The sequence below is a fragment of the uncultured Cedecea sp. genome (assembly GCF_947498825.1).
In the GTDB taxonomy this organism is placed as follows: domain Bacteria; phylum Pseudomonadota; class Gammaproteobacteria; order Enterobacterales; family Enterobacteriaceae; genus JGM124.
In genome coordinates, this window is the sequence record NZ_CANMLV010000035.1 from 1 (window position 1) to 25,659 (window position 25,659).

Sequence of the window (25,659 nt, forward strand, 5' to 3'; positions counted from 1 at the left end):
GATAAATTGTTAAAGAGCAGTGAGTTGCTTGCCTTAGCTTGCTAACTCGAGGTGGCGTATATTACGCGTTCCTCTTTAAGAGTCAATTCTTATTTCAGAATCTTTTCTCTTTATCGTCCCGGTAACTTGTGAAGTTGTTCACATGTTTCCCGTCGATGGAGGCGCATTATAGGGAGTTCTCCCGGCGCTGCAACACTTAAATGACAGAAAAATGACTGACTGCTGCATTCCACAGCAAAACCCCGCTTTATACCCACTTACACACAAACTTATCCACATTTATAATAACGACCGAAAATTCGCGAGCGTGACGCAAACGTTTTCGCTACAATGTTCGACGTTAAAAAGATGCCCCAGATTGGGGGCGTTAGCTGAATTCTGGTCTGTTCTGCCATCGCAACACACTTGCCAGAGCCAGAAATCTAATAAAAACCAGTATTAAGCTAATGCTCTTCTATATGCGAACCAAAGCTAAAGGATCAAACCATGCAACAACGCCGTCCTGTACGCCGTGCTTTGCTCAGTGTTTCTGACAAAACCGGTATCGTCGAATTCGCCCAGGCCCTCTCTCAACGTGGAGTCGTGCTGCTATCAACCGGTGGTACTGCTCGTCTGCTGGCTGAGGCAAACCTGCCGGTGACCGAAGTCTCTGACTACACCGGTTTTCCAGAGATGATGGATGGACGCGTCAAAACGTTACACCCGAAAGTACATGGTGGGATTTTGGGCCGTCGTGGTCAGGATGATGCCATTATGAATGAACATGATATCTCTCCTATCGATATGGTTGTTGTTAACCTTTATCCCTTTGCCCAGACCGTCGCACGCGAAGGTTGTTCTTTAGAGGACGCGGTTGAGAATATTGATATCGGTGGCCCGACCATGGTGCGCTCTGCCGCTAAGAACCATAAAGACGTTGCCATCGTCGTAAAAAGCAGCGACTACCAGGCTATCATTGCCGAGATGGATAGTAATGAAGGTTCTTTAACACTGGAAACTCGCTTCGACCTCGCGATTAAAGCTTTCGAGCATACCGCCGCCTATGACAGTATGATTGCCAACTACTTTGGTCGTCTGGTTCCGGCTTACCATGGTGAAACAAAAGAAGCTGCAGGTCGTTTCCCTCGGACATTGAATCTGAACTTCATTAAGAAGCAAGACATGCGCTATGGTGAAAACAGTCACCAGCAAGCGGCCTTCTATATAGAAGAAGAAATTAAAGAGGCCTCTGTTGCTACTGCCACTCAGGTACAGGGAAAAGCGCTCTCTTATAACAATATCGCCGATACGGATGCCGCACTGGAGTGCGTAAAAGCTTTCCAGGAGCCCGCCTGCGTTATCGTTAAACATGCAAACCCTTGCGGCGTTGCCGTAAGCCACTCGATTCTTGAAGCCTATAACAGCGCCTATAAGACTGACCCAACTTCAGCCTTTGGCGGCATTATTGCCTTCAACCGCGAGCTGGATGCCGAAACCGCTCAGGCGATCGTTTCCCGCCAGTTTGTGGAAGTGATTATCGCGCCATCAGCCAGCGAAGAAGCCCTGAATATCACCAGCAGCAAGCAAAATGTTCGCGTCTTGATCTGTGGTCAGTGGCAAACCCCTGTAGCCGGTCTGGACTTTAAACGTGTTAATGGTGGTCTGCTGGTTCAGGATCGTGATTTAGGCATGGTCACTGCTGCCGATCTGCGTGTTGTCAGTAAGCGTCAGCCAACGGAACAAGAACTGCGTGATGCCTTATTCTGCTGGAAAGTCGCGAAGTTTGTAAAATCAAACGCCATTGTTTATGCGCGCGATAATATGACTATCGGTATAGGTGCAGGCCAAATGAGCCGCGTCTACTCTGCTAAAATCGCAGGTATTAAAGCCGCAGATGAAGGACTGGAAGTGAAAGGTTCTGCTATGGCCTCCGATGCCTTCTTCCCGTTCCGCGATGGAATTGATGCCGCAGCGGCTGTGGGTGTGAGCTGTGTTATTCAGCCTGGTGGTTCTATTCGCGATGATGAAGTGATTGCTGCTGCAGACGAACATGGTCTCGCGATGATCTTCACTGATATGCGTCATTTCCGCCATTAATTCCGGGAGAATTAACCTGATGAAAGTATTAGTTATTGGTAATGGTGGACGCGAACACGCGTTAGGCTGGAAAGCATCCCAGTCCCCACTTGTCAGCCAAGTGTTTATCGCACCGGGCAATGCCGGAACGGCCCTGGAACCCGCCCTGCAAAATATCGCGATCGGTGTTCTGGACATTCCCGCTTTACTGAACTTCGCTCAGAGCGAAAAAATTGATTTGACCATCGTTGGCCCGGAAGCCCCATTAGTAGAGGGTATCGTCGACACTTTCCGCGCCGCAGGTCTGAAAATTTTTGGACCTACTCGAGGGGCAGCTCAGCTGGAGGGTTCCAAAGCTTTTACCAAAGACTTCCTGGCGCGCCACAATATCCCGACGGCTGAATACCAGAACTTTACCGAAGTTGAGCCAGCCCTTGCTTACTTACGTGAAAAAGGCGCGCCTATTGTTATCAAGGCTGACGGTCTTGCTGCAGGCAAAGGCGTTATCGTCGCGATGACGCTGGCTGAAGCGGAAGAAGCCGTTCAGGATATGCTGGCAGGTAATGCGTTCGGTAACGCAGGTCACCGAATTGTAATTGAAGAATTTCTCGATGGTGAAGAAGCCAGCTTTATTGTGATGGTGGACGGGGAACACGTTCTGCCGATGGCCACCAGCCAGGATCATAAACGTGTAGGTGATGGCGATACCGGTCCGAATACCGGTGGTATGGGGGCTTATTCTCCAGCCCCGGTGGTGACTGACGAAGTCCACCAGCGCACGATGGAAAGAGTTATCTGGCCAACCGTGCGCGGCATGGCGGCAGAAGGCCATGTTTATACCGGTTTCTTGTACGCAGGCTTGATGATCGATAAGGAAGGCAACCCTAAGGTTATCGAATTTAACTGTCGCTTTGGTGACCCGGAAACTCAGCCAATCATGATGCGTTTACAGTCGGATCTGGTTGAACTGTGCCTGGCGGGTTGTGATGGAACCCTTGATAGCAAAACCTCTCTCTGGGATCCAAGACCCTCACTGGGTGTCGTTATCGCTGCTGGCGGCTATCCAGCGGATTACCGTACCGGAGATGTGATTACCGGCTTACCGACAGCCGCGTCTACTGATGCTAAAGTGTTCCATGCCGGAACCCAGCTAAATGCAGAAAACAAGGTTATCACGAATGGCGGACGCGTTTTATGTTCAACCGCTCTGGGTGAAACCGTAGCGGCTGCTCAGGCCCGTGCTCTGGAACTGATGAAAGATATTCATTGGGACGGTTGTTTCCACCGCACCGATATTGGATATCGTGCCATCGAGCGTGAAAATACGAAGTAACAGGCTTTTCGGCGGCAACCTATGCCGCCTTATTACCCATAGACGTCAGCGGTCAGGGCGTTTATGGGGCTCCGTCATTGCGTTTCCCGCCTACAGACCCCTTTTAAAAATCATCGGCCTTAGGCTGCCAGGTACAAAAATTCTCATACGCTACCAGCAGCAACTGTGAGCCTTCTGGCGCTTCGAGCCAGGCGATACTGACAGGAGAGATTGAACGGTTCTGCCGTTGTTCAATCACACGCAAGGACTCATTATCGAGTTGTACTGGCATGACTGCACCTTCACAGGTCGTTGCGGTATTATTGCCATTCCAGCGCCCCTGGTGTAGCACAACATGCCCTATACGTAAGGCTTCACTGACTTCTTTAATCTGCCTGGCTCGATAGTGATATAACGCAATCTGATCTTCCGAGAGCTGCTGTTTCTGTGCGTTCACTTCACGCTGCATAAAGCTTAGTTCGCCGTTACTGGCAAAACGGAGTTTTACCTGCTCTGGGTTTTTGTCGGCAATATTCAGTTCCAGGAAGATCAGCTGATCGTTATGCCAGCGATATTCGCCAACCGTCGTGACTCCTTCACGCCATGGGCTAAAAACCGCAAGAATATGGGTATTATCATCGCTACTGTCTTTGCGCCAAATCCGTACGGCACCTTGGTCAGCAATATAGCCAGAAGCGGTAAAAGGAGGGAGTTTTTGTTGGCTGCTACAGGCACAGAGCAACAGGGTACCAACCAACGCAGCAAGCCGTCGCCAGCCAAACAAAAGGGGCGTAAACGCCCCTCTGCAATAACGATTCACTGCCACGCGTTAACTTACTTAATTGCGTCTTTCAGAGCTTTACCAGAAACAAAAGCCGGCACATTAGCAGCAGCGATTGTGATTTCTTTGCCCGTCTGCGGGTTGCGACCTGTACGCTCAGCACGGTGGTTCACTTTGAAGGTACCGAAACCAACCAGTTGTACTGCATCACCTGCTTTCAGAGACTCAGTAATTGCAGCCAGGGTGGATTCCAGCGCTGCTTTAGCCTGTGCTTTAGACAGGTCAGCTTTGTCAGCAATTACGTCAATCAGTTGAGTCTTGTTCATAAGTTATCCTTACAATGTGTTTATCGCTTGCTAAGCATCGAGTGCGACGAAAAAGCCAAAAAGTACTCCCCTGCATATACGCACTGATAGCCACTTTTTTTCGCCCCACAAATGTAGACCAGACGGGGGGTTAATTGGAAGCGTTATGAGGGGTCAAATCAAGCCATATCTCATGTTTTACTATCTTTTTGGTTAAAAACTATACCAATATTACTGATCCCTGACTCACGGAGGTCTGCACGCAACCCTTTTATCAATTCAATATCCCGTTCTTCACAAGCCGCAAGAAGACGGAAAACTTCCCATTGAAGATCCCATTCTTCCGCGACAGCAGGATTTTCTCTGAGTTCTTCATCCGTCATTTCACGACCAGCCTGAGTCATTTCAAGCATAGCAACCGTGGTGACAGAACTTTTACTGACTTCGATGGCATGTTCCAGGGTCTCACCTGAAAGCCGGGAATGAATAAGCTCACTGAGTGCCACGCAGGCATCAATCGCCGGATAAACTCCGTAAACATCATAATCGTCAGCAACCGGGATAGCCTCTTCCAGTTTTTCAAGCTGACTATCGAAATTCACCTTGGCATCTTTAACCGTGAGCGTTTCCCAGATAAGGTCAAGAATGCGGCGATAAACTTGTGGTTCACCAAACTCCGTTTGCTGGCAAAAAACAGCATAATTGGGATACATACGTTCACACAGACAAGCCATGAAAGTGACATGCTGCCAACTTTCAAGTTTCTCCAAACGTAAATGGACAGGATTCTGTAACATGGGGGGGTCTCAGAGACGAATAATAAGTGAAAGTTTACCTGAATCATCGGCCAATTGCTTGTAAGCGCGTAAAGGCAGGACGTGAGGAGGCAATCGCATCAGCCTGGCGAGTAGGCTCAGGCAAACGATAACCAGCCATACAGCGTTGTACCCATAGCAGTGCGCTATCAAGGCTGATACGATGGCCCGGAGAAATAAACAAAGGGTTACAGCGTTTCTTGCTACGCCAGACCCATCCCAGCTGTTCTCCTTTATCGATGAGTGGTTGCCGGGCTCCCACTTCTTCAGGCAAATCCTGATAGTGACCACAAAGCCGTTTTTTCGCGATACCAATTGTCGGCACATCCACCAGCACGCCAAAGTGGCTGGCGATACCTAAGCGGCGTGGATGTGAAATCCCATGCCCATCGACCATCATCAAATCCGGCTTCTGCGAAAGCATTCCCCAGGCGGTCTGTAACGCAGGCAATTCGCGAAACGACAGAAACCCGGGGATATAGGGCATAACAGTCTTGATGCGAGCAATCTGGTACTCAACACACTCCAGTGAGGGATAGCGAAGTAACACAATAGCCGCACGTGTAACTTCACCACCCTGTTCAAAACCGACATCCGCCCCTGCTATCAAGGCGGGCGGTGAGCTGCCAAACTGGTCTGCACTGATAACCTGTGAGGCCAGAGAAAGCTGCTGTTCTTTGAGTTTCGCTAAATCCATCAGCGGCTCTCTTTAATTAACGGTGATAAGGTGCTGATAAACGATGTACCGCTTCGACAAATGCACCCGCATTTTCTGGTGGTACATCCTGATGGATACCATGCCCCAAATTAAAGACATGACCTTCACCCTGACCGAAACCAGCCAAAATAGTCGAGACCTCTTCTTCAATACGTTCAGGCGGTGCATAAAGAATGGAAGGGTCCATATTTCCCTGAAGAGCAACTTTATGACCAACGCGACGGCGAGCTTCCTGGATATCCATCGTCCAGTCCAGCCCAAGGGCATCACATCCGGTTTCAGCCATCGCTTCCAGCCATTGACCTCCCCCTTTCGTAAACAGGGTAACCGGTACACGACGACCTTCGTTTTCACGTTGCAGGCCATCAACAATTTTATGCATGTAGTGCAGTGAGAACTGCTGATAGTCACGCCCTGTCAGAACGCCACCCCAAGTGTCAAAAATCATCACCGATTGTGCACCCGCACGGATTTGCGCATTCAGGTAAAGTATGACGCTTTGCGCCAGTTTATCCAGCAACAGATGCAAAGCCTTAGGTTCGGCATACATCATTTTCTTAATCAGGGTAAAAGCTTTGCTGCTCCCGCCCTCCACCATATAGGTTGCTAAAGTCCACGGACTGCCTGAAAAACCAATCAATGGCACTTCACCTTTCAGCGCCGTACGAATGGTTCGTACAGCATTCATCACATAACCGAGTTCATCTTCTGGGTCAGGAATCGGTAATTTTTCGACATCTGCGATGGTTTTAATCGGATAACTAAACCGTGGGCCTTCTCCAGCCTCAAAGTGTAATCCGAGCCCCATCGCATCAGGAATTGTGAGGATATCCGAAAAGAGAATGGCGGCATCCAGTGCATAGCGTCGCAAGGGTTGTAGCGTTACTTCACAGGCCAGTTCAGCATTTTTACACAGAGACATAAAATCACCGGCCTGTGCGCGAGTGGCCTTATATTCTGGCAAATAACGGCCAGCCTGACGCATCATCCATACTGGAGTGATATCTACCGGTAAACGCTGTAGCGCGCGCAAGTAACGATCGTTTTTCAGTTCAGTCATATTTGCATTTCCTTTAGCTGTTACCCGCTAGTCTAACATTCATCCTCTGCACGACACAGAGCAACGGTATCTTCAATCAGACGGCGGGCAACAGTTCCTGGAGGGGGGAGTAACGGCAGCTCGTCATAACGATACCAACCTGCATCAATTAACTCCTTGGGATCAATAATAATATCGCCGCTATCATAGTCAGCCATAAAAGCCGTCATGAGCGATTGTGGAAAAGGCCAAGGCTGAGAAGTCACATAACGTAAATTTTTAATACGAATACTGCTCTCTTCCATCACTTCACGGGCAACCGCTTGTTCCAGTGTTTCGCCCACTTCAACAAAACCTGCCAGAACGGTATAAATACCATTGCGATGACGATTATGTTGAGCCAGTAAAATATGGTCATTACGGCGAATAGCAACGATGATGCAGGGCGATATTTGTGGGTAGTAACGTTCCCGACAATGCCCACAGAGCATCGCCCACTCGCTTTTACTGGGGTGCATTTCATGCCCACAGTAACCACAAAATTTATGGGAGCGATAGAACTCCGCGAGCTGCACGCCACGACCGGCTAACTGAAAAAGTCCGGCTTCAACTTCAATAAGTTGCCGAACAGATCCCATATCCTGAGGGCGATTCTGACGAATTAACCATACTGGTTCGCCATCCCACTCACCAATCTGTCGTCCTGTCACACCTTCAAGCTGAAACGCTCCAGAAAAACCATGAGGTAACTCCCCTTCTGGCAACCATATTTTCTGTTCATGGCTGATTATCCACCAACCGTGATCTAAGTTTGTAATAATACGTTCCATGAATTGATGCACATCTCCGGTTTCACTGATATAAACAAATGGTTCAAAATGTTTTCGATAAGTTAGCAAAATATACCCTAAATAATTCGAGTGACTTCCAGGCACCAAGTGAAGACACGCGATGAGCACAGGTAACGATGTGATTCGGTTATCCTCACTGCGGCAATACCCAAGTGACTTGAAGTATGGCGGGCATATCATTTAACTCACGGAGTCAATCATGCTTAACCAGTTAGAAAATCTGACTGAGCGCGTTGGTGGTAGTAATGAGTTAGTCGACCAGTGGCTACAGGCTCGTAAGCACTTGTTAGTAGCCTATTACAACATGGTCGGGATCAAGCCTAACAAGGAATCGCACACCGCGCTCGATGAAAAGGCCTTGGATACATTTTGCCAGAGTTTAGTGGACTATCTCTCGTCCGGCCATTTCAACATTTATAATCGTATTATGAGCAAACTGGAAGATGAAAAATCATCTTCAAGCATCACGCAGATTTATGCAAAATTAGAACAAAATACCCAAAAAATAATGGTTCTCTATGATTCTCATTTGGAAAATGCCATTGAAGCTGATGATTGGTCAGAGTTTCAACAGGCCTTATCACAAGTTGGTGAGTGTCTGGAAACGCATTTTTCACTGGAAGATAAACTGATTACACGAGTTATCGATAACAAACCAGTGGAAGTGTAACCACGCTCGAGACTATCAATATCGGTCTTGAGTTGTTTGTTATTAGCGAGTAAGTTACCTCATACCTGCCGCAAGGCAGGTGTCATTCTTGTCGGAGTGCCGAGTGCGTTATGCACCGGCTGAGACCGTTAATTCGGGATCCGCGGAACCTGATCAGGCTAATACCTGCGAAGGGAACAAGAGTAATTATGCCTTTGGTGACACCCATATTTTTTTGATGGTTGCCCATATCCATTACTCCTCCGTCCTCCTGACAAGCCAATCCGCCTAATACTGGAATGTGCTATGTCTGTATCAGAAAAAAACAATTGCGGTCAGCCGCATACCATTCAATCCGTTGAAATTTCTTCTTTTCCTCCGACTTCACAGCGCCTCGGGCTTTATCCTGTCGTTGATACGGTGGAGTGGATTGAACGCCTGTTAAGTGTCGGAGTACGCACGATTCAATTACGGATAAAGGATAAATCAGATCAGGATGTTGAATCCCAGATAATGGCTGCCATTGCCTTAGGACAGCGTTACAGCGCTCGTTTATTTATTAACGATTACTGGCGTCTGGCGATTAAGCATAATGCCTATGGCGTTCATCTGGGGCAGGACGATCTGGACAGAGCCGATCTTAACGCTATCAAAGCCGCTGGATTACGACTGGGTGTATCTACCCACGATAATATGGAAATGAAACGTGCGCTCAGCGTGAAACCTTCTTATATTGCCCTCGGCCATGTTTTCCCCACCCAAACTAAAAAAATGCCCTCTTCTCCACAGGGCCTTAATAAGCTTGCTGAGCACATCCAGACTTTGGGCAACTACTCCACCGTAGCCATTGGTGGTATCAGTCTGGAACGTGCAAGCGCAGTGCTGGCAACCGGAGTAGGAAGTATTGCAGTAGTAAGCGCTATAACTCAGGCTGCTGACTGGCGTGAAGCCACACTGCAATTATTACGCCTGGCAGGTGCCGGCGATGAATGATGCTGACTTTATGCGTTATAGCCGCCAGTTATTGCTGGAAGAGGTTGCTCTCGAGGGCCAACAAAAACTACTCAACTCTCGAGTACTGATCGTCGGCTTAGGTGGTCTGGGATCGCCAGCAGCACTCTATCTGGCAGGCGCCGGAGTCGGTCATCTCATTGTTGCCGACGATGACCAAGTGCATGTCAGCAATTTACAGCGCCAGATTTTGTTTACCGAAGAGCATATCGGGAGAACTAAATCAGCGGCTGCTACACAACATCTTCAGCACCTCAATCCCCATATCAATATCGTGCCGCTGTATCAGCGTTTGCAAGGAGAAGCGCTATCTGAGCAAGTCTGCCAGGCTGATGTGGTGCTGGATTGCAGCGATAATATGGCTACGCGACAAGCAATCAACGCAGCCTGTGTCGCAGCCAATACGCCTCTGATTACCGCCAGTGCTGTCGGGTTTAGTGGTCAATTCATGGTGCTGACTCCGCCCTGGCAACAGGGATGTTATCGCTGTCTCTGGCAGGATGAGGATGAACCTGAACGTAACTGCCGTACTGCAGGTATTCTCGGCCCCGTGGTTGGCGTGATGGGTACCTTACAGGCTTTAGAGACCATTAAATTATTAACCGGTATTGCCCCTGCTACCGGCTCTCTACGTCTGTTTGATGCAAGACGACATAGCTGGAGCACATTCCAGCTACAAAAGTCCACCAGCTGCCCGGTATGCGGAGAATCAAATCATGCAAATCCTGTTTAACGAAGAACCATTGCAGTGTCGTGACGCCCTGGTATTAAGCGAATTGCTGACTGAACTGGGTAAGTTACAACCAGGCAGCGCTTTAGCGGTAAACCAAACCATTATCCCTCGTTCCCAGTGGGGGAGCCTCGTATTACAGGATGGTGACGCGATCCTACTCTTTCAGGCCATTGCCGGAGGCTAATATGCTACAGATTGCTGATAAAATCCTTACTTCCCGTCTGTTCACTGGCACGGGTAAATTTGCCTCAAGCGAGGTGATGATAGAAGCGATTCGCGCTTCAGGATCTCAACTGGTTACCATGGCGATGAAGCGTGTCGATCTCCGCCAGCATAATGATGATATTTTACGACCGCTTCAGCAAGCAGGTGTACAGCTGCTGCCTAATACCTCCGGCGCTAAAACCGCAGAAGAAGCGATTTTTGCAGCTCACCTGGCCCGTGAAGCCCTCGGGACTCACTGGTTAAAACTCGAGATCCATCCAGATCCCCGTTATCTTCTGCCGGATCCCATAGAGACACTTAAAGCTGCCGAGGTGCTGGTTAAACAAGGCTTTGTGGTTCTGCCATATTGCGGCGCCGATCCGGTACTATGCAAACGACTGGAAGAAGCAGGTTGCGCTGCTGTCATGCCTCTGGGCGCACCAATTGGCTCAAACCAAGGACTCCAGACCCGTGCTTTTCTGGAAATTATTATTGAGCAGTCAAGCGTACCAGTGGTGGTTGATGCCGGAATTGGCGCACCCAGTCATGCGGCCGAGGCGCTGGAAATGGGTGCTTCAGCCGTTCTGGTCAATACGGCTATTGCCGTCGCACATAATCCGGTACAGATGGCGCAGGCCTTTCGCCTTGCGATTGAAGCCGGTTCACTGGCAGCGCAGTCCGGTTTGGGTTCCCGCCACCAGCAAGCCCAGGCATCCAGTCCTCTGACTCATTTTCTGCATTTTAGCCCAGAGGCCGTATGATGAGTCTTAATTTTACTGACCACTGGCGGCAGCTGGACTGGGACGATATCACCCTGCGGATTAATAGTAAAAGTACCGCTGATGTTGAAAGAGCCATCAACGCCTCGCAGTTGACGCGAGATGACCTGATGGCCTTACTATCCCCTGCAGCCAGCCACTATCTGGAACCTTTAGCACAACGGGCGCAGCAACTCACTCGTCAACGCTTTGGCAATACCGTTAGTTTTTATATTCCGCTTTATCTCTCAAATCTCTGCGCGAATGACTGTACCTATTGCGGTTTTTCCATGAGTAATAAAATCAAAAGGAAAACGCTCGATGCCCGAGAGATAGAACAAGAGTGTGCCGCTATCCGTGCGATGGGTTTTGAACACCTGTTATTAGTGACTGGCGAGCATCAAACCAAAGTCGGAATGGACTATTTCCGTCAGCATTTACCTGCGATTCGTAGCCAGTTTAGTTCATTGCATATGGAAGTGCAGCCGCTTGATGAGCATGAATATGCTGAACTCAGGCAGCTGGGCCTGGATGGGGTTATGGTTTATCAGGAAACCTACCATCCAGCGGTCTATGCTCAGCACCATCTACGCGGTAACAAACAGGACTTTATCTGGCGTTTAGAAACGCCTGATCGTTTAGGACGCGCCGGGATTGATAAAATTGGTCTGGGTGCACTGATTGGTTTATCCAACTGCTGGCGTACTGACTGTTATATGGTAGCAGAGCATTTACTCTGGCTGCAGAAAACCTACTGGAAAAGCCGCTATTCTATTTCATTTCCCAGACTACGACCCTGCACAGGTGGCGTGGAGCCAGCGTCTATAATGAGCGACCAACAGCTGGTACAGGTGATTTGTGCCTTTCGTTTGCTGGCCCCAGATGTCGAGCTATCACTTTCTACGCGGGAATCGCCGTGGTTCCGTGATCATGTGATCCCCTTGGCTATTAATAATGTCAGCGCATTCTCGAAAACTCAACCGGGAGGCTATGCTGAAAATCGCCCGGAACTGGAACAGTTTGCCACCCATGACGGACGGACGCCGCAAGAAGTAGCCAGAGCGTTACGTAATGCAGGACTGCAACCGGTATGGAAAGACTGGGACAATTTCCTGGGCAGGAGAACGATGAGTAATTAACAATACCAGACAGGCCGGAAACCGGCCTGTCTGGCTGTCTAATACTGGCAGAAGCGAATGCGGTTGCCAAAGGGATCGTAGACTTCCAGAACCATCCCCCAGTCCTGCTTGATAATATCCGGGCGCCCGTAGCTATATTGTTTAGCCCGCAGTTCATCCCGCAGCTGCTCAACATTCTGCATCGGTACAAAGATCGTGGCTCCAGGGCTGGCATCACCATGATGTTCAGAAAGATGGATCTGTAAACCGCTACGCCCAATCCCTAAGTAGAGTGGCAGTCCGGGTTCAAAGCGATGCTCAAACTCAACCTCAAAGCCAAGAAAATCGAGGTAAAACTCTCGCGCTTTATGTTCGTCAAACATACGAATGATTGGAATGGCTTTTTCCAGCACAACAGCAGGGCACACTTCTGTCTGGGGCAATAACGCTGATGCGGTATTCCAGTCTTTATAACCCAGTTGTTGGGCAACCAGTTCCAGCGCCACGGCATGGGAAATGGGAATTTGACGAGATTCGAGCGAGGCACGTAAGGTCTTAGCCATTTTTTTGGCTTGTTCAGTTGTCGGCATGTCTTCTCCTGGTATCGAGGCCTTCTGGAGCTCGCATTACCAATGCCTCAATCATCAAGAGGGGAGGTAGAATCAGATAACTATACCCAAGGGTATATATGCTTTCACCCTTCCTTACGGACGCGAGCGGCAGGCAGCACAGGCCTGTCGCCATAGTACTGACTGTGTCCTGGCTATTCAATATATCAGGCGGCTCATTCTTAACAGTTTTAAATAAAAAAACACCCCATAAGCATAAGCTTATGGGGTGTTATTGATTCGCGATTATTTACCGCCCGAAGAGCGGTAAATGGCTGGCGATTTAGTCGTTGTTTCCACCCAGACCCGCGTTCAGCAGTTCTGCCAGGCTGGCAGTTGCTTCTTCAGCGCTAACCTGAGGTACAACAGGTGCTTCACCCGCAGCACGACGACGGATACGATCCTGATGATAAGCGTAACCGGTACCGGCTGGGATCAGACGGCCCACGATGACGTTCTCTTTCAGACCGCGCAGTTCATCACGCTTACCTGCTACCGCAGCTTCGGTCAGAACACGCGTCGTTTCCTGGAACGAAGCCGCAGAGATGAAGGACTCCGTTGCCAGGGATGCTTTGGTGATACCCAGCAGGTCACGTGCATAAGTCACGTTGATCTTACCGTTCGCATCAATTTCGCGGTTAGCAATCTTGATACGAGAGTATTCAGCCTGCTCGCCTTCCAGGAAGTCGGAGCTGCCAGCGTTAATGATGGTCGCTTTACGCAACATCTGACGCACGATAACTTCAATGTGTTTATCGTTTATCTTAACGCCTTGCAGACGATAAACGTCCTGCACTTCGTTAGTGATGTAACGCGTTACCGCATGAACACCGCGCAGACGCAGGATGTCATGTGGAGACTCTGGACCATCAGAAACAACATCACCACGCTCAACACGTTCACCTTCAAACACGTTCAGCTGACGCCATTTCGGAATCATCTCTTCGTACGGATCGCTACCATCAATCGGGGTGATAACCAAACGACGTTTCCCTTTGGTTTCTTTACCGAAGGAAATGATACCGCTGATTTCAGCCAGGATTGCCGGCTCTTTCGGACGACGAGCTTCAAACAGATCCGCTACGCGTGGCAGACCACCGGTAATATCACGAGTACCGCCAGATTCTTGTGGCAGACGAGCAAGAGTATCACCTGCGCTAATCTGCAGACCATCTTCCAGCTGAACGATAGTTTTACCTGGCAGGAAGTACTGAGCTGGCATATCTGTACCAGGGATCAGAACATCGCCACCTTTGGCATCAACAATTTTCAGTGCCGGACGCAGGTCTTTACCACCAGAGGTACGCTCTGCAGAATCCAGAACTACCAGTGAAGACAGACCGGTTAACTCGTCAGTCTGACGGGTAATAGTCTGACCGTCGAGCATGTCGGTGAAGCGGATGTAACCGCTCACTTCAGTAACAACTGGCATGGTATGTGGATCCCAGTTAGCAACGGTTTCACCGGCACCAACTTGCTCACCATCACCTTTAGCCATCACAGCACCGTAAGGCACTTTATAGCTTTCTTTGGTACGACCGAATTCGTCGATCAGTTTCAGCTCAGTGTTACGAGAGGTGATAACCAGCTTACCTGCGGAGTTAATAACGGTCTTCGCATTGTGAAGCTTGATACTACCTTTGTTTTTCACCTGAATGCTGGATTCGGCTGCCGCACGAGATGCCGCACCACCGATGTGGAACGTACGCATCGTCAGCTGAGTACCAGGTTCACCGATGGACTGTGCCGCGATAACCCCGATAGCTTCACCCTTGTTGATGATATGACCACGAGCCAGGTCGCGACCATAACAGTGAGCACATACGCCGAAGTCGGTTTCACAACCTACAACAGAACGTACTTTCACGCTGTCAACAGAGTTAGCTTCTAACACATCACACCAATGCTCATGCAGCAGGGTGTTACGTGGAACCAGAATATCAGCAGTACCCGGCTTCAGAATATCTTCTGCCGTTACACGACCCAGAACGCGATCGCGCAGTGGCTCTTTAACGTCACCACCCTCGATAACCGGAGTCATGGTGATACCTTCCAGAGTGCCACAGTCATCTTCAGTAACAACCAAGTCCTGCGCAACGTCAACCAGACGACGCGTCAGATAACCGGAGTTAGCTGTTTTCAGTGCGGTATCCGCAAGACCTTTACGCGCACCGTGGGTCGAGATGAAGTACTGGAGTACGTTCAGACCTTCACGGAAGTTCGCGGTAATTGGCGTTTCGATGATGGAACCATCTGGTTTCGCCATCAGGCCACGCATCCCTGCCAGCTGACGAATCTGTGCCGCAGAACCACGCGCACCGGAGTCGGCCATCATGTAGATGCTGTTGAAAGAAACCTGCTGCTCTTCTTCACCTTGACGGTTAATCACGGTTTCAGTTTGCAGGTTATCCATCATCGCTTTAGAGACACGGTCGTTCGCCGCAGCCCAGATATCGATAACTTTGTTGTAACGCTCGCCCGCGGTAACCAGACCAGACTGGAACTGTTCCTGAATTTCAGCCACTTCGGCTTCAGCTTCAGAGATAATTTCAGTTTTCTTAGCCGGGATCACCATATCGTCGATACCAACAGAAGCACCTGAACGCGCTGCATAAGCAAAGCCGGTGTACATCGTCTGGTCAGCAAAGATAACGGTCGGTTTCAGACCCAAAATGCGGTAACAGGTGTTAAGCATTTTAGAGATAGCTTTTTTACCCAACGCCTGGTTAACGATAGAGTAAGGCAGACCTTTAGGTACGATCATCCACAGGATGGCACGGCCAACTGTGGTATCGATCAGACTAGTCGTCGCAACGAATTCGCCCTGATCATTTTTTTCATATTCAGTGATACGAACCTTAACGCGAGCATGCAGCTCGGCAACACCAGCACGGTAAATGCGCTCAGCCTCTTTCGGGCCAGTCAACACCATGCCTTCGCCTTTGGCGTTAATTTTATCACGGGTCATATAGTACAGACCCAAGACCACGTCCTGAGAAGGAACGATGATAGGTTCGCCGTTCGCTGGTGACAGGATGTTGTTGGTCGACATCATCAGGGCACGCGCTTCCAGCTGCGCTTCAAGCGTCAGTGGAACGTGAACCGCCATCTGGTCACCATCGAAGTCGGCGTTATACGCAGCACACACCAGTGGGTGCAACTGGATAGCTTTACCTTCGATAAGAACAGGTTCAAATGCCTGAATACCTAAACGGTGCAGAGTTGGTGCACGGTTCAGCAGTACCGGGTGTTCACGAATCACTTCATCGAGGATATCCCAGACGACAGCTTCTTCGCGCTCAACCATTTTCTTGGCAGCTTTAATGGTAGTCGCAAGACCACGCAGTTCCAGCTTACCGTAGATGAACGGCTTGAACAGCTCCAGTGCCATTTTCTTCGGCAGACCGCACTGATGCAGACGCAGGTATGGACCTACGGTGATAACAGAACGACCAGAGTAGTCAACACGTTTACCCAACAGGTTCTGACGGAAACGACCCTGCTTACCTTTGATCATATCGGCCAAAGATTTCAGAGGACGTTTGTTCGAACCGGTGATAGCACGACCGCGACGACCGTTATCTAACAGGGCATCAACAGCTTCCTGCAACATACGTTTTTCGTTACGTACGATGATGTCAGGTGCAGCCAAGTCCAGAAGACGCTTCAAACGGTTGTTACGGTTAATAACACGGCGATACAGATCGTTCAGATCCGATGTCGCAAAACGACCACCGTCCAGCGGTACCAATGGACGTAAATCTGGTGGCAGAACCGGCAGAACGGTCAGGATCATCCATTCTGGTTTGTTACCAGACTGAACGAACGCTTCCAGCAGTTTGATACGCTTGGTCAGCTTTTTACGCTTGGTTTCTGAGTTAGTTTCATTCAGCTCTTCGCGCAGAGTTTCACACTCTTGCTCAAGATCCATGCTTTTCAGCAGGGCCTGAATAGCTTCCGCACCCATTTTCGCGTCAAATTCGTCACCGAACTCTTCCAGCGCATCAAGATACTGCTCTTCAGTCAGGATCTGACGACGCTCGAGGTTAGTCATACCGCCTTCGATAACCACATAAGATTCGAAGTACAGTACACGTTCGATGTCACGCAGTGGCATATCCAGAAGCAAGCCGATACGAGATGGCAGTGACTTCAGGAACCAAATGTGTGCAGTTGGAGAAGCCAGCTCAATGTGACCCATACGCTCACGACGTACTTTAGTCTGAGTGACTTCAACGCCACACTTCTCACAAATAACGCCACGATGCTTCAAGCGCTTGTACTTACCGCACAGGCACTCATAGTCTTTTACCGGCCCAAAAATACGAGCACAGAACAGACCGTCACGCTCAGGTTTGAACGTACGGTAGTTAATGGTTTCTGGCTTTTTAACTTCACCAAAAGACCATGAACGGATCATGTCTGGCGAAGCCAGCGCAATTTTGATCGCATCAAACTCTTCAGTTTTAGTTTGCGCTTTCAGAAACTTTAATAAGTCTTTCACGGATTTGCTCCCGTCGGAGTTAGCACTCTGTGATGCCCGACATCAGTCGGGCACCCTGGACCTTTTGAGCAACGATTACTCGTCTTCCAGCTCGATGTTGATACCCAGCGAGCGGATCTCTTTCAACAGTACGTTGAAGGATTCCGGCATGCCTGGTTCCATCTGATGGTTGCCATCCACGATGTTTTTATACATCTTAGTACGGCCATTTACGTCATCAGACTTAACGGTCAACATTTCTTGCAAGGTATACGCGGCGCCATAAGCTTCAAGCGCCCACACTTCCATCTCACCGAAGCGCTGACCACCGAACTGCGCCTTACCACCCAGCGGTTGCTGAGTAACCAGGCTGTAAGAACCGGTTGAACGGGCATGCATTTTGTCGTCGACCAAGTGGTTCAGTTTCAGCATATACATGTAACCTACGGTTACCGGACGCTCAAATTGTTCACCAGTACGGCCATCAAACAGCGTAATCTGACCTGAAGTTGGCAAATCAGCCAGCGTCAGCAACTCTTTGATTTCAGACTCTTTTGCACCGTCGAATACTGGGGTTGCGATTGGCATCCCTTTCTTCAGGTTCTCAGCCAGACGCAGAACTTCTTCATCACTGAAGGTATTCAGGTCAACTTTCTGGCGTACGTCAGTACCCAGATCGTAAGCTTTCTGGATAAACTCACGCAGTTTTGCAACTTCACGGTGTTGCTTCAGCATCGCGTTGATTTTCTCACCGATACCTTTAGCAGCCATTCCGAGGTGGGTTTCCAGAATCTGACCGATGTTCATACGCGATGGTACGCCCAGCGGGTTCAGTACGATGTCTACCGGCGTACCGTTTTCATCGTAAGGCATATCTTCGATTGGGTTAATTTTCGAGATAACACCTTTGTTCCCGTGACGACCCGCCATTTTGTCACCAGGCTGGATCTGACGTTTAACGGCCAGATACACTTTAACGATTTTCAGCACGCCAGGTGCCAGGTCATCGCCCTGAGTGATTTTACGGCGCTTGGCTTCGAGTTTTTTCTCAAACTCGTGCTTCAGTTCGTCGTACTGCTCAGCCAGCTGCTCCAGCTGGTTTTGCTTTTCTTCGTCTGCCAGGCCCAGTTCGAGCCAGCGATCGCGTGGCAGTTTATCCAGTTTGTCAGCTTCAATACCGCCGGAAACCAGTACCGCATAAATACGGCTAAACAGACCCGCTTCAAAAATTTGCAGTTCTTCAGACAAATCTTTCTTCGCCTGCTTCAGCTGCATCTCTTCAATTTCTAACGCACGTTTGTCTTTTTCCACGCCATCGCGGGTAAAGACCTGTACGTCAATAATAGTACCGGAAACACCGTTTGGTACACGCAGAGAGGAGTCTTTAACGTCAGATGCTTTCTCACCAAAGATAGCACGCAGCAGTTTCTCTTCTGGCGTCAGCTGAGTTTCACCTTTAGGTGTTACCTTACCTACCAGAATGTCACCACCGGTCACTTCAGCACCGATGTAAACAATACCGGACTCATCCAGTTTAGAAAGCGCTGCTTCACCCACGTTCGGGATATCTGCAGTGATCTCTTCTGGCCCCAGTTTGGTGTCACGAGACACACAAGCCAGTTCCTGGATGTGAATAGTAGTGAAACGGTCTTCCTGAACAACACGCTCGGATACGAGGATGGAGTCTTCGAAGTTGTAACCGTTCCATGGCATGAATGCCACGCGCATGTTCTGGCCAAGAGCCAGCTCACCGAGGTCAGTTGACGGACCATCTGCCAGCACATCACCACGTTCAATTGGCTCACCCAGAGATACGCAAGGCATCTGGTTGATACAAGTGTTCTGGTTAGAACGGGTGTATTTGGTCAGGTTATAGATATCAATGCCTGCTTCGCCCGGATACATCTCATCTTCGTTCACTTTAATAACGATACGAGAAGCATCAACGTACTGAACAGAACCACCACGTTTAGCAACAGCAGTTACACCGGAGTCAACGGCAACAGCACGTTCCATACCCGTACCTACCAGCGGCTTATCAGCACGCAGAGTGGGTACAGCCTGACGTTGCATGTTTGCACCCATCAATGCACGGTTGGCGTCATCGTGTTCCAGGAACGGGATCAGAGATGCACCGACGGAAACTACCTGCTGGGTAGATACGTCCATGTAGTCAACCTGATCGTTACTGAACAGGCTTGACTCGCCTTTGCTACGGCAGGTTACCAGGTCATCAACAAAACGGCCTTCTTCGTCGAGGTTGGTGTTTGCCTGAGCAATAACGTAGTTGCCTTCTTCGATAGCAGACAAGTAATGAATTTCATCGGTAACAACACCGTCAACAACACGACGATATGGAGTTTCCAGGAAACCATATTCGTTAGTCTGTGCATAAACAGACAGGGAGTTGATCAGACCAATGTTTGGACCTTCAGGCGTTTCAATTGGACATACACGACCGTAGTGGGTTGGATGTACGTCACGGACTTCAAAGCCTGCACGCTCACGGGTCAAACCACCCGGGCCGAGCGCAGAAATACGACGCTTATGGGTAATCTCTGACAGTGGGTTGTTCTGGTCCATAAACTGAGACAGCTGGCTGGAACCAAAGAACTCTTTCACTGCGGCAGAGATAGGCTTAGCGTTGATCATATCCTGAGGCATCAGGGTATCCAGATCGCCTAAGGACAGACGCTCTTTAACCGCACGCTCAACACGTACTAAGCCAACGCGGAATTGGTTTTCCGCCATTTCGCCTACAGAACGGATACGACGGTTGCCGAGGTGGTCGATATCATCCACTTCGCCTTTACCGTTACGGATATCGATGAGTTTTTTCATGACGTCGATGATGTCGTCATTGCTCAGGATACCGGAACCTTCAATCTCATCACGAAGCAGAGAACGGTTGAACTTCATACGACCTACAGCAGACAGGTCATAACGATCTTCAGAGAAGAACAAGTTCGCAAACAGTGTTTCTGCTGCTTCACGTGTTGGCGGCTCACCAGGACGCATCATACGGTAGATCTCAACCAGTGCGCTCAGGCGATCGCTGGTTGGGTCGACACGGACAGTCTCAGACATATATGGACCGTGGTCCAAGTCGTTGGTGAACAGCGTTTCAATACGCTTGTGTCCTGCCTGGCTCAGACGTGCCAGCAGATCCAGAGAGAGTTCCATGTTAGCCGGGCAAATCAGCTCACCGGTAGACTCATCAATGTAATCTTTTGCAGAAACTTTACCCGCAATGTATTCAACCGGAACTTCGATATGCTTGATATCATCTTTTTCCAGCTGGCGGATATGACGCGCGGTAATACGACGTGCTTTTTCAACATAGATTTTGCCATTGGCTTCAATGTCGAAAGTGGCAGTTTCGCCGCGCAGACGTTCCGGGATAAGCTCCATCTGTAGCTTATTATCACGGATTTCAAACGTCACTTTGTCAAAGAACAGGTCAAGGATCTGTTCAGTGGTGTAGTTCAACGCGCGCAGAATAATGGTCGCAGGCAATTTACGGCGACGGTCAATACGCACAAAGAGGTTGTCTTTCGGGTCGAATTCGAAATCCAGCCATGAACCACGGTAAGGAATGATACGTGCGTTATACAGTACCTTTCCTGAAGAGTGCGTTTTACCTTTGTCACTGTCAAAGAACACACCCGGGCTACGGTGTAACTGAGAAACGATAACACGCTCAGTCCCGTTAATAACGAAGGTCCCGTTGTCAGTCATGAGTGGAATTTCACCCATGTAGACTTCTTGTTCTTTGATGTCTTTAACGGTTCCTTCCGGCGCTTCGCGCTCGTAGATAACCAGACGCAGTTTGACACGCAGCGGAGCAGAATAGGTCACACCACGGATCTGACACTCTTTAACATCAAAAACTGGTTCGCCAAGACGATAGCTGACGTACTGCAGTTCTGAGTTACCACTGTAGCTCTGGATCGGGAATACGGAACGGAATGCTGCTTCCAAACCATACTGCCCTTCAGGATCTTGCTCGATAAATTTTTGAAATGAATCAAGCTGAATAGAAAGGAGATAAGGAATATCCAGTACTTGTGGACGCTTTCCAAAATCCTTACGAATACGTTTTTTTTCGGTATAGGAGTAAACCATTAGGGTTCCTCAGCTGGCTGACAAGTCGACCCATTTGCCCATAGAGAGGGGCAATTTATGCTTATGCAACACTATTTTGTAGGAAGGAAAGTAGAACACTTTCCGCAATGCCTGTTTCTATCACCCTTACATCATTTCATTGTGCTTCACCCCGGAACTCCCGGCGTAGAAAGTCACAGTATAGTAAGTCGTCGATAGAAACTCACATTGTCAGGTTATCAATAGTCAAACAGCGTGAAACCCTATTAATACCCTACAGCGCAAAAAGGCTGGTGACTAAAAAGTCACCAGCCATCAGCCTAATTTCTCAGGCTGCAACTAAAAGAGTTGGCTTATTTAACTTCAACTTCAGCGCCAGCTTCTTCCAGAGATTTTTTCAGTGCTTCTGCGTCATCTTTGCTGATGCCTTCTTTCAGGGCAGCAGGTGCAGATTCAACCAGGTCTTTAGCTTCTTTCAGACCCAGACCGGTTGCGCCACGTACTGCTTTGATAACAGCAACTTTGTTAGCGCCAGCAGCTTTCAGAATTACGTCGAATTCAGTTTTTTCTTCAGCGGCTTCAGCAGGACCTGCTGCAACAGCTACAGCAGCAGCTGCAGAAACACCGAATTTTTCTTCCATTGCAGAAACCAGTTCAACAACGTCCATTACAGACATAGCGGCAACTGCTTCTAAGATTTGATCTTTAGTGATAGACATAAAAATTGTTCCTGAAAATCAGAATAAGTTTATACGTAAGCGAACGCGAGAGAAAGTGAAACGCGATTAAGCGGCTTCGGATTCTTTCTGATCGCGAACGGCAGCCAGAGTACGGACCAGTTTGCCAGCAGCGGCTTCTTTCATGGTCGACATCAGACGTGCCAGTGCTTCTTCGTAAGTCGGCAGAGTTGCCAGGCGATCGATTTGGGATGCCGGGATCAGCTCACCTTCAAAGGCAGCGGCTTTAACCTCAAATTTTGCATTCGCTTTCGCGAAATCTTTGAACAGACGAGCAGCAGCGCCCGGGTGTTCCATAGAATATGCAATCAAGGTTGGACCAACAAACGCGTCTTTCAGGCACTCAAACTGAGTACCTTCAACAACACGACGCAGCAAGGTGTTACGAACAACACGCATGTAAACGCCGGCTTCGCGACCTGCTTTACGCAGTTCGGTCATTTTATCTACTGTTACGCCACGGGAATCCGCAACAACAGCAGACAGCGCGCCTTTGGCTACTTCGCTGACTTCAGCAACAATCGCTTGTTTGTCTTGAAGATTTAAAGCCATTAGCTTTTGCTCCTGGGTTTTAGCCGGGAAAAATTCCCGGAACTCACTTCACGTTTAACCAAAATGGAAAAACGCATCTACATACGGTGAGCAGAAACAAGCTAAAGACTATCTAAAATATTCTTCAGGTTCTGTCACCGTCTACGCAGGAAATTAAGCTTTTTACAAAGCACCTGCGGTCTTGGACGGAGGCCTGGATAAGGCCAGGCTCCAACCACTGAAATCTTGTGCTTCGCTAAAGCGAAGCAACGGGCGTAAGATAATAGACTATTCTTATGCCCGCGTAAAGGCGATTATTAGTTCGCCGCTGCGTTCAGACCAGCCTGGTCTACCGCAACACCTGCACCCATAGTGGTGGACAGGCTAATTTTCTTGATGTACACGCCTTTAGCTTGTGATGGTTTGCCTTTTTTCAGAGCAACCAACAGAGCTTCCAGGTTTTCTTTCAATTTGTCGGCATCAAAGTCCACTTTACCGATGGTAGTGTGGATAATACCGTTTTTGTCGTTACGATAACGAACCTGACCTGCTTTAGCATTTTTAACTGCTTCAGCAACGTTAGGAGTTACAGTACCCACTTTCGGGTTTGGCATCAGACCACGTGGGCCCAGAACCTGGCCAAGCTGGCCAACAACGCGCATTGCATCAGGAGAAGCAATAACAACGTCAAAGTTCATTTCGCCTTTTTTGATCTGCTCAGCCAGGTCTTCCATACCTACCAGCTCTGCGCCAGCAGCTTTCGCAGCTTCAGCGTTAGGGCCTTGGGCAAATACAGCAACACGTACTGAACGACCGGTACCGTGTGGCAGAACAGTCGCACCACGTACGTTCTGATCGGATTTACGCGCATCGATGCCGAGGTTAACAGCAACATCTACGCTTTCTACAAATTTAGCAGTCGCCAGCTCTTTCAGCAGGGCAACAGCTTCAGTGATGTCGTATTGCTTAGTCGCAACAACTTTCTCACGGATATTACGCATGCGCTTGGTCAGTTTAGCCATTTCTTAACCCTCCACTACCAGGCCCATGGAACGAGCAGTACCTTCAATCGAACGAATCATCGCTTCGATATCAGAACCAGTCATGTCCGCTGCTTTAGTTTCCGCAATTTCACGGATTTGAGCGCTGGTCACTTTACCAACTTTGTCTTTGTTCGGCTTACCAGAACCAGACTTAACGCCAGCAGCTTTTTTCAGCAGAACTGCAGCCGGTGGAGTTTTAGTAACGAAGGTAAATGAACGGTCAGCATAAACGGTAATAACAACCGGAATAGGCAGGCCTTTCTCAAGGGATTCAGTTTTGGCGTTAAACGCTTTACAGAATTCCATGATGTTAACGCCTTGTTGACCCAGTGCTGGACCAACCGGTGGACTTGGGTTCGCCATACCAGCTGACACTTGCAGCTTGACGTAGGCTTGGACTTTCTTAGCCATGAAAATTTCCTCTGATGGGTTATAGCGCCTTGATGGAAAGGCTCCCCGTGGATATAAAACATTTCACACGTACACCGTACGCGCAAAAACAAAAGGCGCGAAATTGTATGCCAACTTCGCGCCTTGTGCAACAATTAATCGTTGCTTAAATCATAAAACCGTTATGCTTTTTCTACTTGAGCAAAGTCCAGCTCAACAGGTGTAGCACGACCGAAGATAGATACAGAAACCTTCAGGCGGCTTTTCTCGTAGTCAACTTCTTCTACGACACCATTAAAGTCGGCAAACGGGCCGTCATTGACACGAACCATTTCACCCGGTTCGAACAGCGTTTTCGGACGTGGTTTATCGCCAACCTGCTGCAGACGGTTCATGATGGCATCGACTTCTTTGTCGCTGATCGGCGCTGGACGGTCAGAAGTCCCGCCAATAAAGCCCATAACACGCGGCACGCTACGCACTAAGTGCCAGCTTGCATCGTTCATTACCATCTGTACCAACACATAACCAGGGAAGAACTTACGTTCACTCTTGCGGCGCTGACCACCGCGAATTTCCACGACTTCTTCGGTAGGGACCATCACCTCACCGAATAGCTCTTCCATGTTATGCAATTTGATATGCTCGCGCAGCGATATCGCTACACGGCCTTCAAAGCCGGAAAACGCCTGCACGACGTACCAGCGTTGCTTAGGAGCTTCAGACATTTCAGAACCTCAGGCCAGTAATAAAGGAGACCAAGCGGACCAGAATACCATCCAGCCCCCACAGAATCAGTGACATAACTGCAGTAACTGCTGCCACGATCAGAGTGGTGTGTAATGTTTCCTGGCGAGTAGGCCAAACAACTTTACGCATTTCGGTTCTTGCTTCGCGGGCAAAAGTTACGGTTGCTTTGCCTTTCGCTGTCAGCAGGGCAATGCCACCTGCTACTGCAATCAAAACTACTACCGCCAGTGCTCGCAGAGGCAGACTCACATCGCGATAGAAATAGTTACCCACGCCCGCAACAGCCACCAAAATGGCAACGACGAGCCACTTCATAATTTCAAGGCCACGTCCGCTATTTTGCGCTTCGGTATTCGCACTCATAAATCAACCTGTCACAGTAAATCAGACACATATTTTCACCCCACATGAGCGGGGCAAACCAAACCGAACGGCTCTTTTGCTATCCGGTATATAACGCCTTTTCCAGAGCCTGTCTCAGCAATGATTATCAATAAAAATCACTGATGAGCCAGGTTCTGTTTCGAGAACGTACAAAAAGGGCATCAAATGATGCCCTTTTATTGCACGGTGCGTCAAATGTTATAAGCGATTAGCTGATAACTTTAGCAACAACGCCCGCGCCTACAGTACGGCCGCCTTCACGGATTGCGAAACGCAGACC

23 protein-coding genes, 1 pseudogene and 1 riboswitch are annotated in these 25,659 nt (G+C 49.1%); of the genes and pseudogenes, 8 read left to right on the plus strand and 16 right to left on the minus strand.

The features are described from left to right. Positions 1-486 precede the first annotated feature (486 nt). Positions 487-2,076 (plus strand): bifunctional phosphoribosylaminoimidazolecarboxamide formyltransferase/IMP cyclohydrolase, encoded by a 1,590-nt coding sequence (purH, locus tag Q1A40_RS21710; protein WP_300005300.1) that lies wholly within the window; start codon positions 487-489, stop codon positions 2,074-2,076. A 19-nt stretch (positions 2,077-2,095) separates the two neighbouring features. Then, positions 2,096-3,388, plus strand: a complete 1,293-nt coding sequence (gene purD / locus Q1A40_RS21715) for a phosphoribosylamine--glycine ligase (RefSeq protein WP_300005304.1) — start codon at positions 2,096-2,098, stop codon at positions 3,386-3,388. A gap of 103 nt (positions 3,389-3,491) precedes the next feature. On the opposite strand, the gene Q1A40_RS21720 is transcribed toward purD, so the two are convergent. The 6 genes from Q1A40_RS21720 to nudC form a co-directional block, all read right to left on the minus strand. Continuing rightward, positions 3,492-4,187: a DUF1481 domain-containing protein gene (locus Q1A40_RS21720; RefSeq protein ID WP_300005358.1), complete on the minus strand. Its 696-nt coding sequence runs from the start codon at positions 4,185-4,187 to the stop codon at positions 3,492-3,494. A gap of 14 nt (positions 4,188-4,201) precedes the next feature. Beyond that, positions 4,202-4,474 (minus strand): nucleoid-associated protein HU-alpha, encoded by a 273-nt coding sequence (hupA, locus tag Q1A40_RS21725; protein ID WP_300005307.1) that lies wholly within the window; start codon positions 4,472-4,474, stop codon positions 4,202-4,204. Between the two features lie 170 nt (positions 4,475-4,644). Beyond that, positions 4,645-5,250 (minus strand): YjaG family protein, encoded by a 606-nt coding sequence (locus Q1A40_RS21730; protein ID WP_300005310.1) that lies wholly within the window; start codon positions 5,248-5,250, stop codon positions 4,645-4,647. Between the two features lie 43 nt (positions 5,251-5,293). Further along, positions 5,294-5,965 (minus strand): deoxyribonuclease V, encoded by a 672-nt coding sequence (gene nfi, locus Q1A40_RS21735; protein ID WP_300005313.1) that lies wholly within the window; start codon positions 5,963-5,965, stop codon positions 5,294-5,296. 16 nt (positions 5,966-5,981) lie between these two features. Next, the gene (gene hemE, locus Q1A40_RS21740; protein ID WP_300005316.1) at positions 5,982-7,046 is read right to left on the minus strand and encodes a uroporphyrinogen decarboxylase; all 1,065 of its coding nucleotides are present in this window, start codon (positions 7,044-7,046) and stop codon (positions 5,982-5,984) included. Between the two features lie 32 nt (positions 7,047-7,078). Further along, positions 7,079-7,855 (minus strand): NAD(+) diphosphatase, encoded by a 777-nt coding sequence (gene nudC / locus Q1A40_RS21745; RefSeq protein ID WP_300005319.1) that lies wholly within the window; start codon positions 7,853-7,855, stop codon positions 7,079-7,081. Positions 7,856-8,075: 220 nt separating this feature from the next. Here nudC and rsd point away from each other — a divergent pair, with 220 nt between their 5' ends. From rsd to thiH, 6 genes are all read left to right on the plus strand, one after another. Beyond that, the gene (gene rsd / locus Q1A40_RS21750) at positions 8,076-8,546 is read left to right on the plus strand and encodes a sigma D regulator (protein ID WP_300005322.1); all 471 of its coding nucleotides are present in this window, start codon (positions 8,076-8,078) and stop codon (positions 8,544-8,546) included. An 82-nt stretch (positions 8,547-8,628) separates the two neighbouring features. After that, positions 8,629-8,739: riboswitch (TPP riboswitch) on the plus strand. 92 nt (positions 8,740-8,831) lie between these two features. After that, a complete protein-coding gene (gene thiE / locus Q1A40_RS21755; protein ID WP_300005325.1) occupies positions 8,832-9,518 on the plus strand; it encodes a thiamine phosphate synthase in 687 nt (228 codons plus the stop codon). After that, the gene (locus Q1A40_RS21760) at positions 9,511-10,269 is read left to right on the plus strand and encodes a HesA/MoeB/ThiF family protein (protein ID WP_300005328.1); all 759 of its coding nucleotides are present in this window, start codon (positions 9,511-9,513) and stop codon (positions 10,267-10,269) included. Before thiE ends, Q1A40_RS21760 begins: the two co-directional genes overlap by 8 nt. After that, on the plus strand, positions 10,253-10,453 hold the full coding sequence (thiS, locus tag Q1A40_RS21765; RefSeq protein WP_300005331.1) for a sulfur carrier protein ThiS: 201 nt from the start codon (positions 10,253-10,255) through the stop codon (positions 10,451-10,453). The genes Q1A40_RS21760 and thiS overlap by 17 nt, the downstream gene beginning before the upstream one ends. 1 nt (position 10,454) lies before the next feature. Beyond that, the gene (gene thiG / locus Q1A40_RS21770) at positions 10,455-11,234 is read left to right on the plus strand and encodes a thiazole synthase (protein ID WP_300005333.1); all 780 of its coding nucleotides are present in this window, start codon (positions 10,455-10,457) and stop codon (positions 11,232-11,234) included. Next, positions 11,234-12,370, plus strand: a complete 1,137-nt coding sequence (gene thiH / locus Q1A40_RS21775) for a 2-iminoacetate synthase ThiH (protein ID WP_300005360.1) — start codon at positions 11,234-11,236, stop codon at positions 12,368-12,370. The genes thiG and thiH overlap by 1 nt, the downstream gene beginning before the upstream one ends. A gap of 38 nt (positions 12,371-12,408) precedes the next feature. Here the strand turns inward: thiH and Q1A40_RS21780 are convergent, their stop codons facing one another. The 10 genes and pseudogenes from Q1A40_RS21780 to Q1A40_RS21825 all read right to left on the minus strand — a co-directional run. Further along, entirely contained in the window at positions 12,409-12,939 is a 531-nt protein-coding gene (locus Q1A40_RS21780; RefSeq protein WP_300005335.1) for a glyoxalase superfamily protein, read from the minus strand. A 301-nt stretch (positions 12,940-13,240) separates the two neighbouring features. Then, the gene (rpoC, locus tag Q1A40_RS21785; protein ID WP_300005338.1) at positions 13,241-17,461 is read right to left on the minus strand and encodes a DNA-directed RNA polymerase subunit beta'; all 4,221 of its coding nucleotides are present in this window, start codon (positions 17,459-17,461) and stop codon (positions 13,241-13,243) included. A 75-nt stretch (positions 17,462-17,536) separates the two neighbouring features. Then, on the minus strand, positions 17,537-21,565 hold the full coding sequence (gene rpoB, locus Q1A40_RS21790; protein ID WP_300005341.1) for a DNA-directed RNA polymerase subunit beta: 4,029 nt from the start codon (positions 21,563-21,565) through the stop codon (positions 17,537-17,539). 332 nt (positions 21,566-21,897) lie between these two features. Then, positions 21,898-22,263 carry a 50S ribosomal protein L7/L12 gene (gene rplL / locus Q1A40_RS21795; protein WP_211993884.1) on the minus strand — a complete coding sequence of 122 codons (366 nt, stop codon included), beginning with the start codon at positions 22,261-22,263 and terminating at the stop codon, positions 21,898-21,900. A gap of 66 nt (positions 22,264-22,329) precedes the next feature. Next, positions 22,330-22,833 (minus strand): 50S ribosomal protein L10, encoded by a 504-nt coding sequence (gene rplJ, locus Q1A40_RS21800; protein WP_300005345.1) that lies wholly within the window; start codon positions 22,831-22,833, stop codon positions 22,330-22,332. 296 nt (positions 22,834-23,129) lie between these two features. Then, on the minus strand, positions 23,130-23,834 hold the full coding sequence (gene rplA, locus Q1A40_RS21805) for a 50S ribosomal protein L1 (protein WP_300005347.1): 705 nt from the start codon (positions 23,832-23,834) through the stop codon (positions 23,130-23,132). A 3-nt stretch (positions 23,835-23,837) separates the two neighbouring features. After that, positions 23,838-24,266, minus strand: a complete 429-nt coding sequence (rplK, locus tag Q1A40_RS21810; RefSeq protein WP_300005349.1) for a 50S ribosomal protein L11 — start codon at positions 24,264-24,266, stop codon at positions 23,838-23,840. Positions 24,267-24,427: 161 nt separating this feature from the next. Further along, entirely contained in the window at positions 24,428-24,973 is a 546-nt protein-coding gene (gene nusG, locus Q1A40_RS21815; RefSeq protein ID WP_300005352.1) for a transcription termination/antitermination protein NusG, read from the minus strand. Position 24,974: 1 nt separating this feature from the next. Continuing rightward, positions 24,975-25,358 carry a preprotein translocase subunit SecE gene (gene secE / locus Q1A40_RS21820; protein WP_300005355.1) on the minus strand — a complete coding sequence of 128 codons (384 nt, stop codon included), beginning with the start codon at positions 25,356-25,358 and terminating at the stop codon, positions 24,975-24,977. A gap of 229 nt (positions 25,359-25,587) precedes the next feature. Continuing rightward, a pseudogene (locus Q1A40_RS21825) lies at positions 25,588-25,659 on the minus strand (elongation factor Tu); the annotation flags it as partial.

Excerpts from the sequence above, each read along its gene's own strand:
- purH (WP_300005300.1), top strand. The coding sequence starts at position 487 with ATGCAACAACGCCGTCCTGTACGCCGTGCTTTGCTCAGTGTTTCTGAC.
- purD (WP_300005304.1), top strand. The coding sequence starts at position 2,096 with ATGAAAGTATTAGTTATTGGTAATGGTGGACGCGAACACGCGTTAGGC.
- hupA (WP_300005307.1), bottom strand. The coding sequence starts at position 4,474 with ATGAACAAGACTCAACTGATTGACGTAATTGCTGACAAAGCTGACCTG.
- Q1A40_RS21730 (WP_300005310.1), bottom strand. The coding sequence starts at position 5,250 with ATGTTACAGAATCCTGTCCATTTACGTTTGGAGAAACTTGAAAGTTGG.
- nfi (WP_300005313.1), bottom strand. The coding sequence starts at position 5,965 with ATGGATTTAGCGAAACTCAAAGAACAGCAGCTTTCTCTGGCCTCACAG.
- hemE (WP_300005316.1), bottom strand. The coding sequence starts at position 7,046 with ATGACTGAACTGAAAAACGATCGTTACTTGCGCGCGCTACAGCGTTTA.
- nudC (WP_300005319.1), bottom strand. The coding sequence starts at position 7,855 with ATGGAACGTATTATTACAAACTTAGATCACGGTTGGTGGATAATCAGC.
- rsd (WP_300005322.1), top strand. The coding sequence starts at position 8,076 with ATGCTTAACCAGTTAGAAAATCTGACTGAGCGCGTTGGTGGTAGTAAT.
- thiE (WP_300005325.1), top strand. The coding sequence starts at position 8,832 with ATGTCTGTATCAGAAAAAAACAATTGCGGTCAGCCGCATACCATTCAA.
- Q1A40_RS21760 (WP_300005328.1), top strand. The coding sequence starts at position 9,511 with ATGAATGATGCTGACTTTATGCGTTATAGCCGCCAGTTATTGCTGGAA.
- thiS (WP_300005331.1), top strand. The coding sequence starts at position 10,253 with ATGCAAATCCTGTTTAACGAAGAACCATTGCAGTGTCGTGACGCCCTG.
- thiG (WP_300005333.1), top strand. The coding sequence starts at position 10,455 with ATGCTACAGATTGCTGATAAAATCCTTACTTCCCGTCTGTTCACTGGC.
- thiH (WP_300005360.1), top strand. The coding sequence starts at position 11,234 with ATGAGTCTTAATTTTACTGACCACTGGCGGCAGCTGGACTGGGACGAT.
- Q1A40_RS21780 (WP_300005335.1), bottom strand. The coding sequence starts at position 12,939 with ATGCCGACAACTGAACAAGCCAAAAAAATGGCTAAGACCTTACGTGCC.
- rpoB (WP_300005341.1), bottom strand. The coding sequence starts at position 21,565 with ATGGTTTACTCCTATACCGAAAAAAAACGTATTCGTAAGGATTTTGGA.
- rplL (WP_211993884.1), bottom strand. The coding sequence starts at position 22,263 with ATGTCTATCACTAAAGATCAAATCTTAGAAGCAGTTGCCGCTATGTCT.
- rplJ (WP_300005345.1), bottom strand. The coding sequence starts at position 22,833 with ATGGCTTTAAATCTTCAAGACAAACAAGCGATTGTTGCTGAAGTCAGC.
- rplA (WP_300005347.1), bottom strand. The coding sequence starts at position 23,834 with ATGGCTAAACTGACCAAGCGCATGCGTAATATCCGTGAGAAAGTTGTT.
- rplK (WP_300005349.1), bottom strand. The coding sequence starts at position 24,266 with ATGGCTAAGAAAGTCCAAGCCTACGTCAAGCTGCAAGTGTCAGCTGGT.
- nusG (WP_300005352.1), bottom strand. The coding sequence starts at position 24,973 with ATGTCTGAAGCTCCTAAGCAACGCTGGTACGTCGTGCAGGCGTTTTCC.
- secE (WP_300005355.1), bottom strand. The coding sequence starts at position 25,358 with ATGAGTGCGAATACCGAAGCGCAAAATAGCGGACGTGGCCTTGAAATT.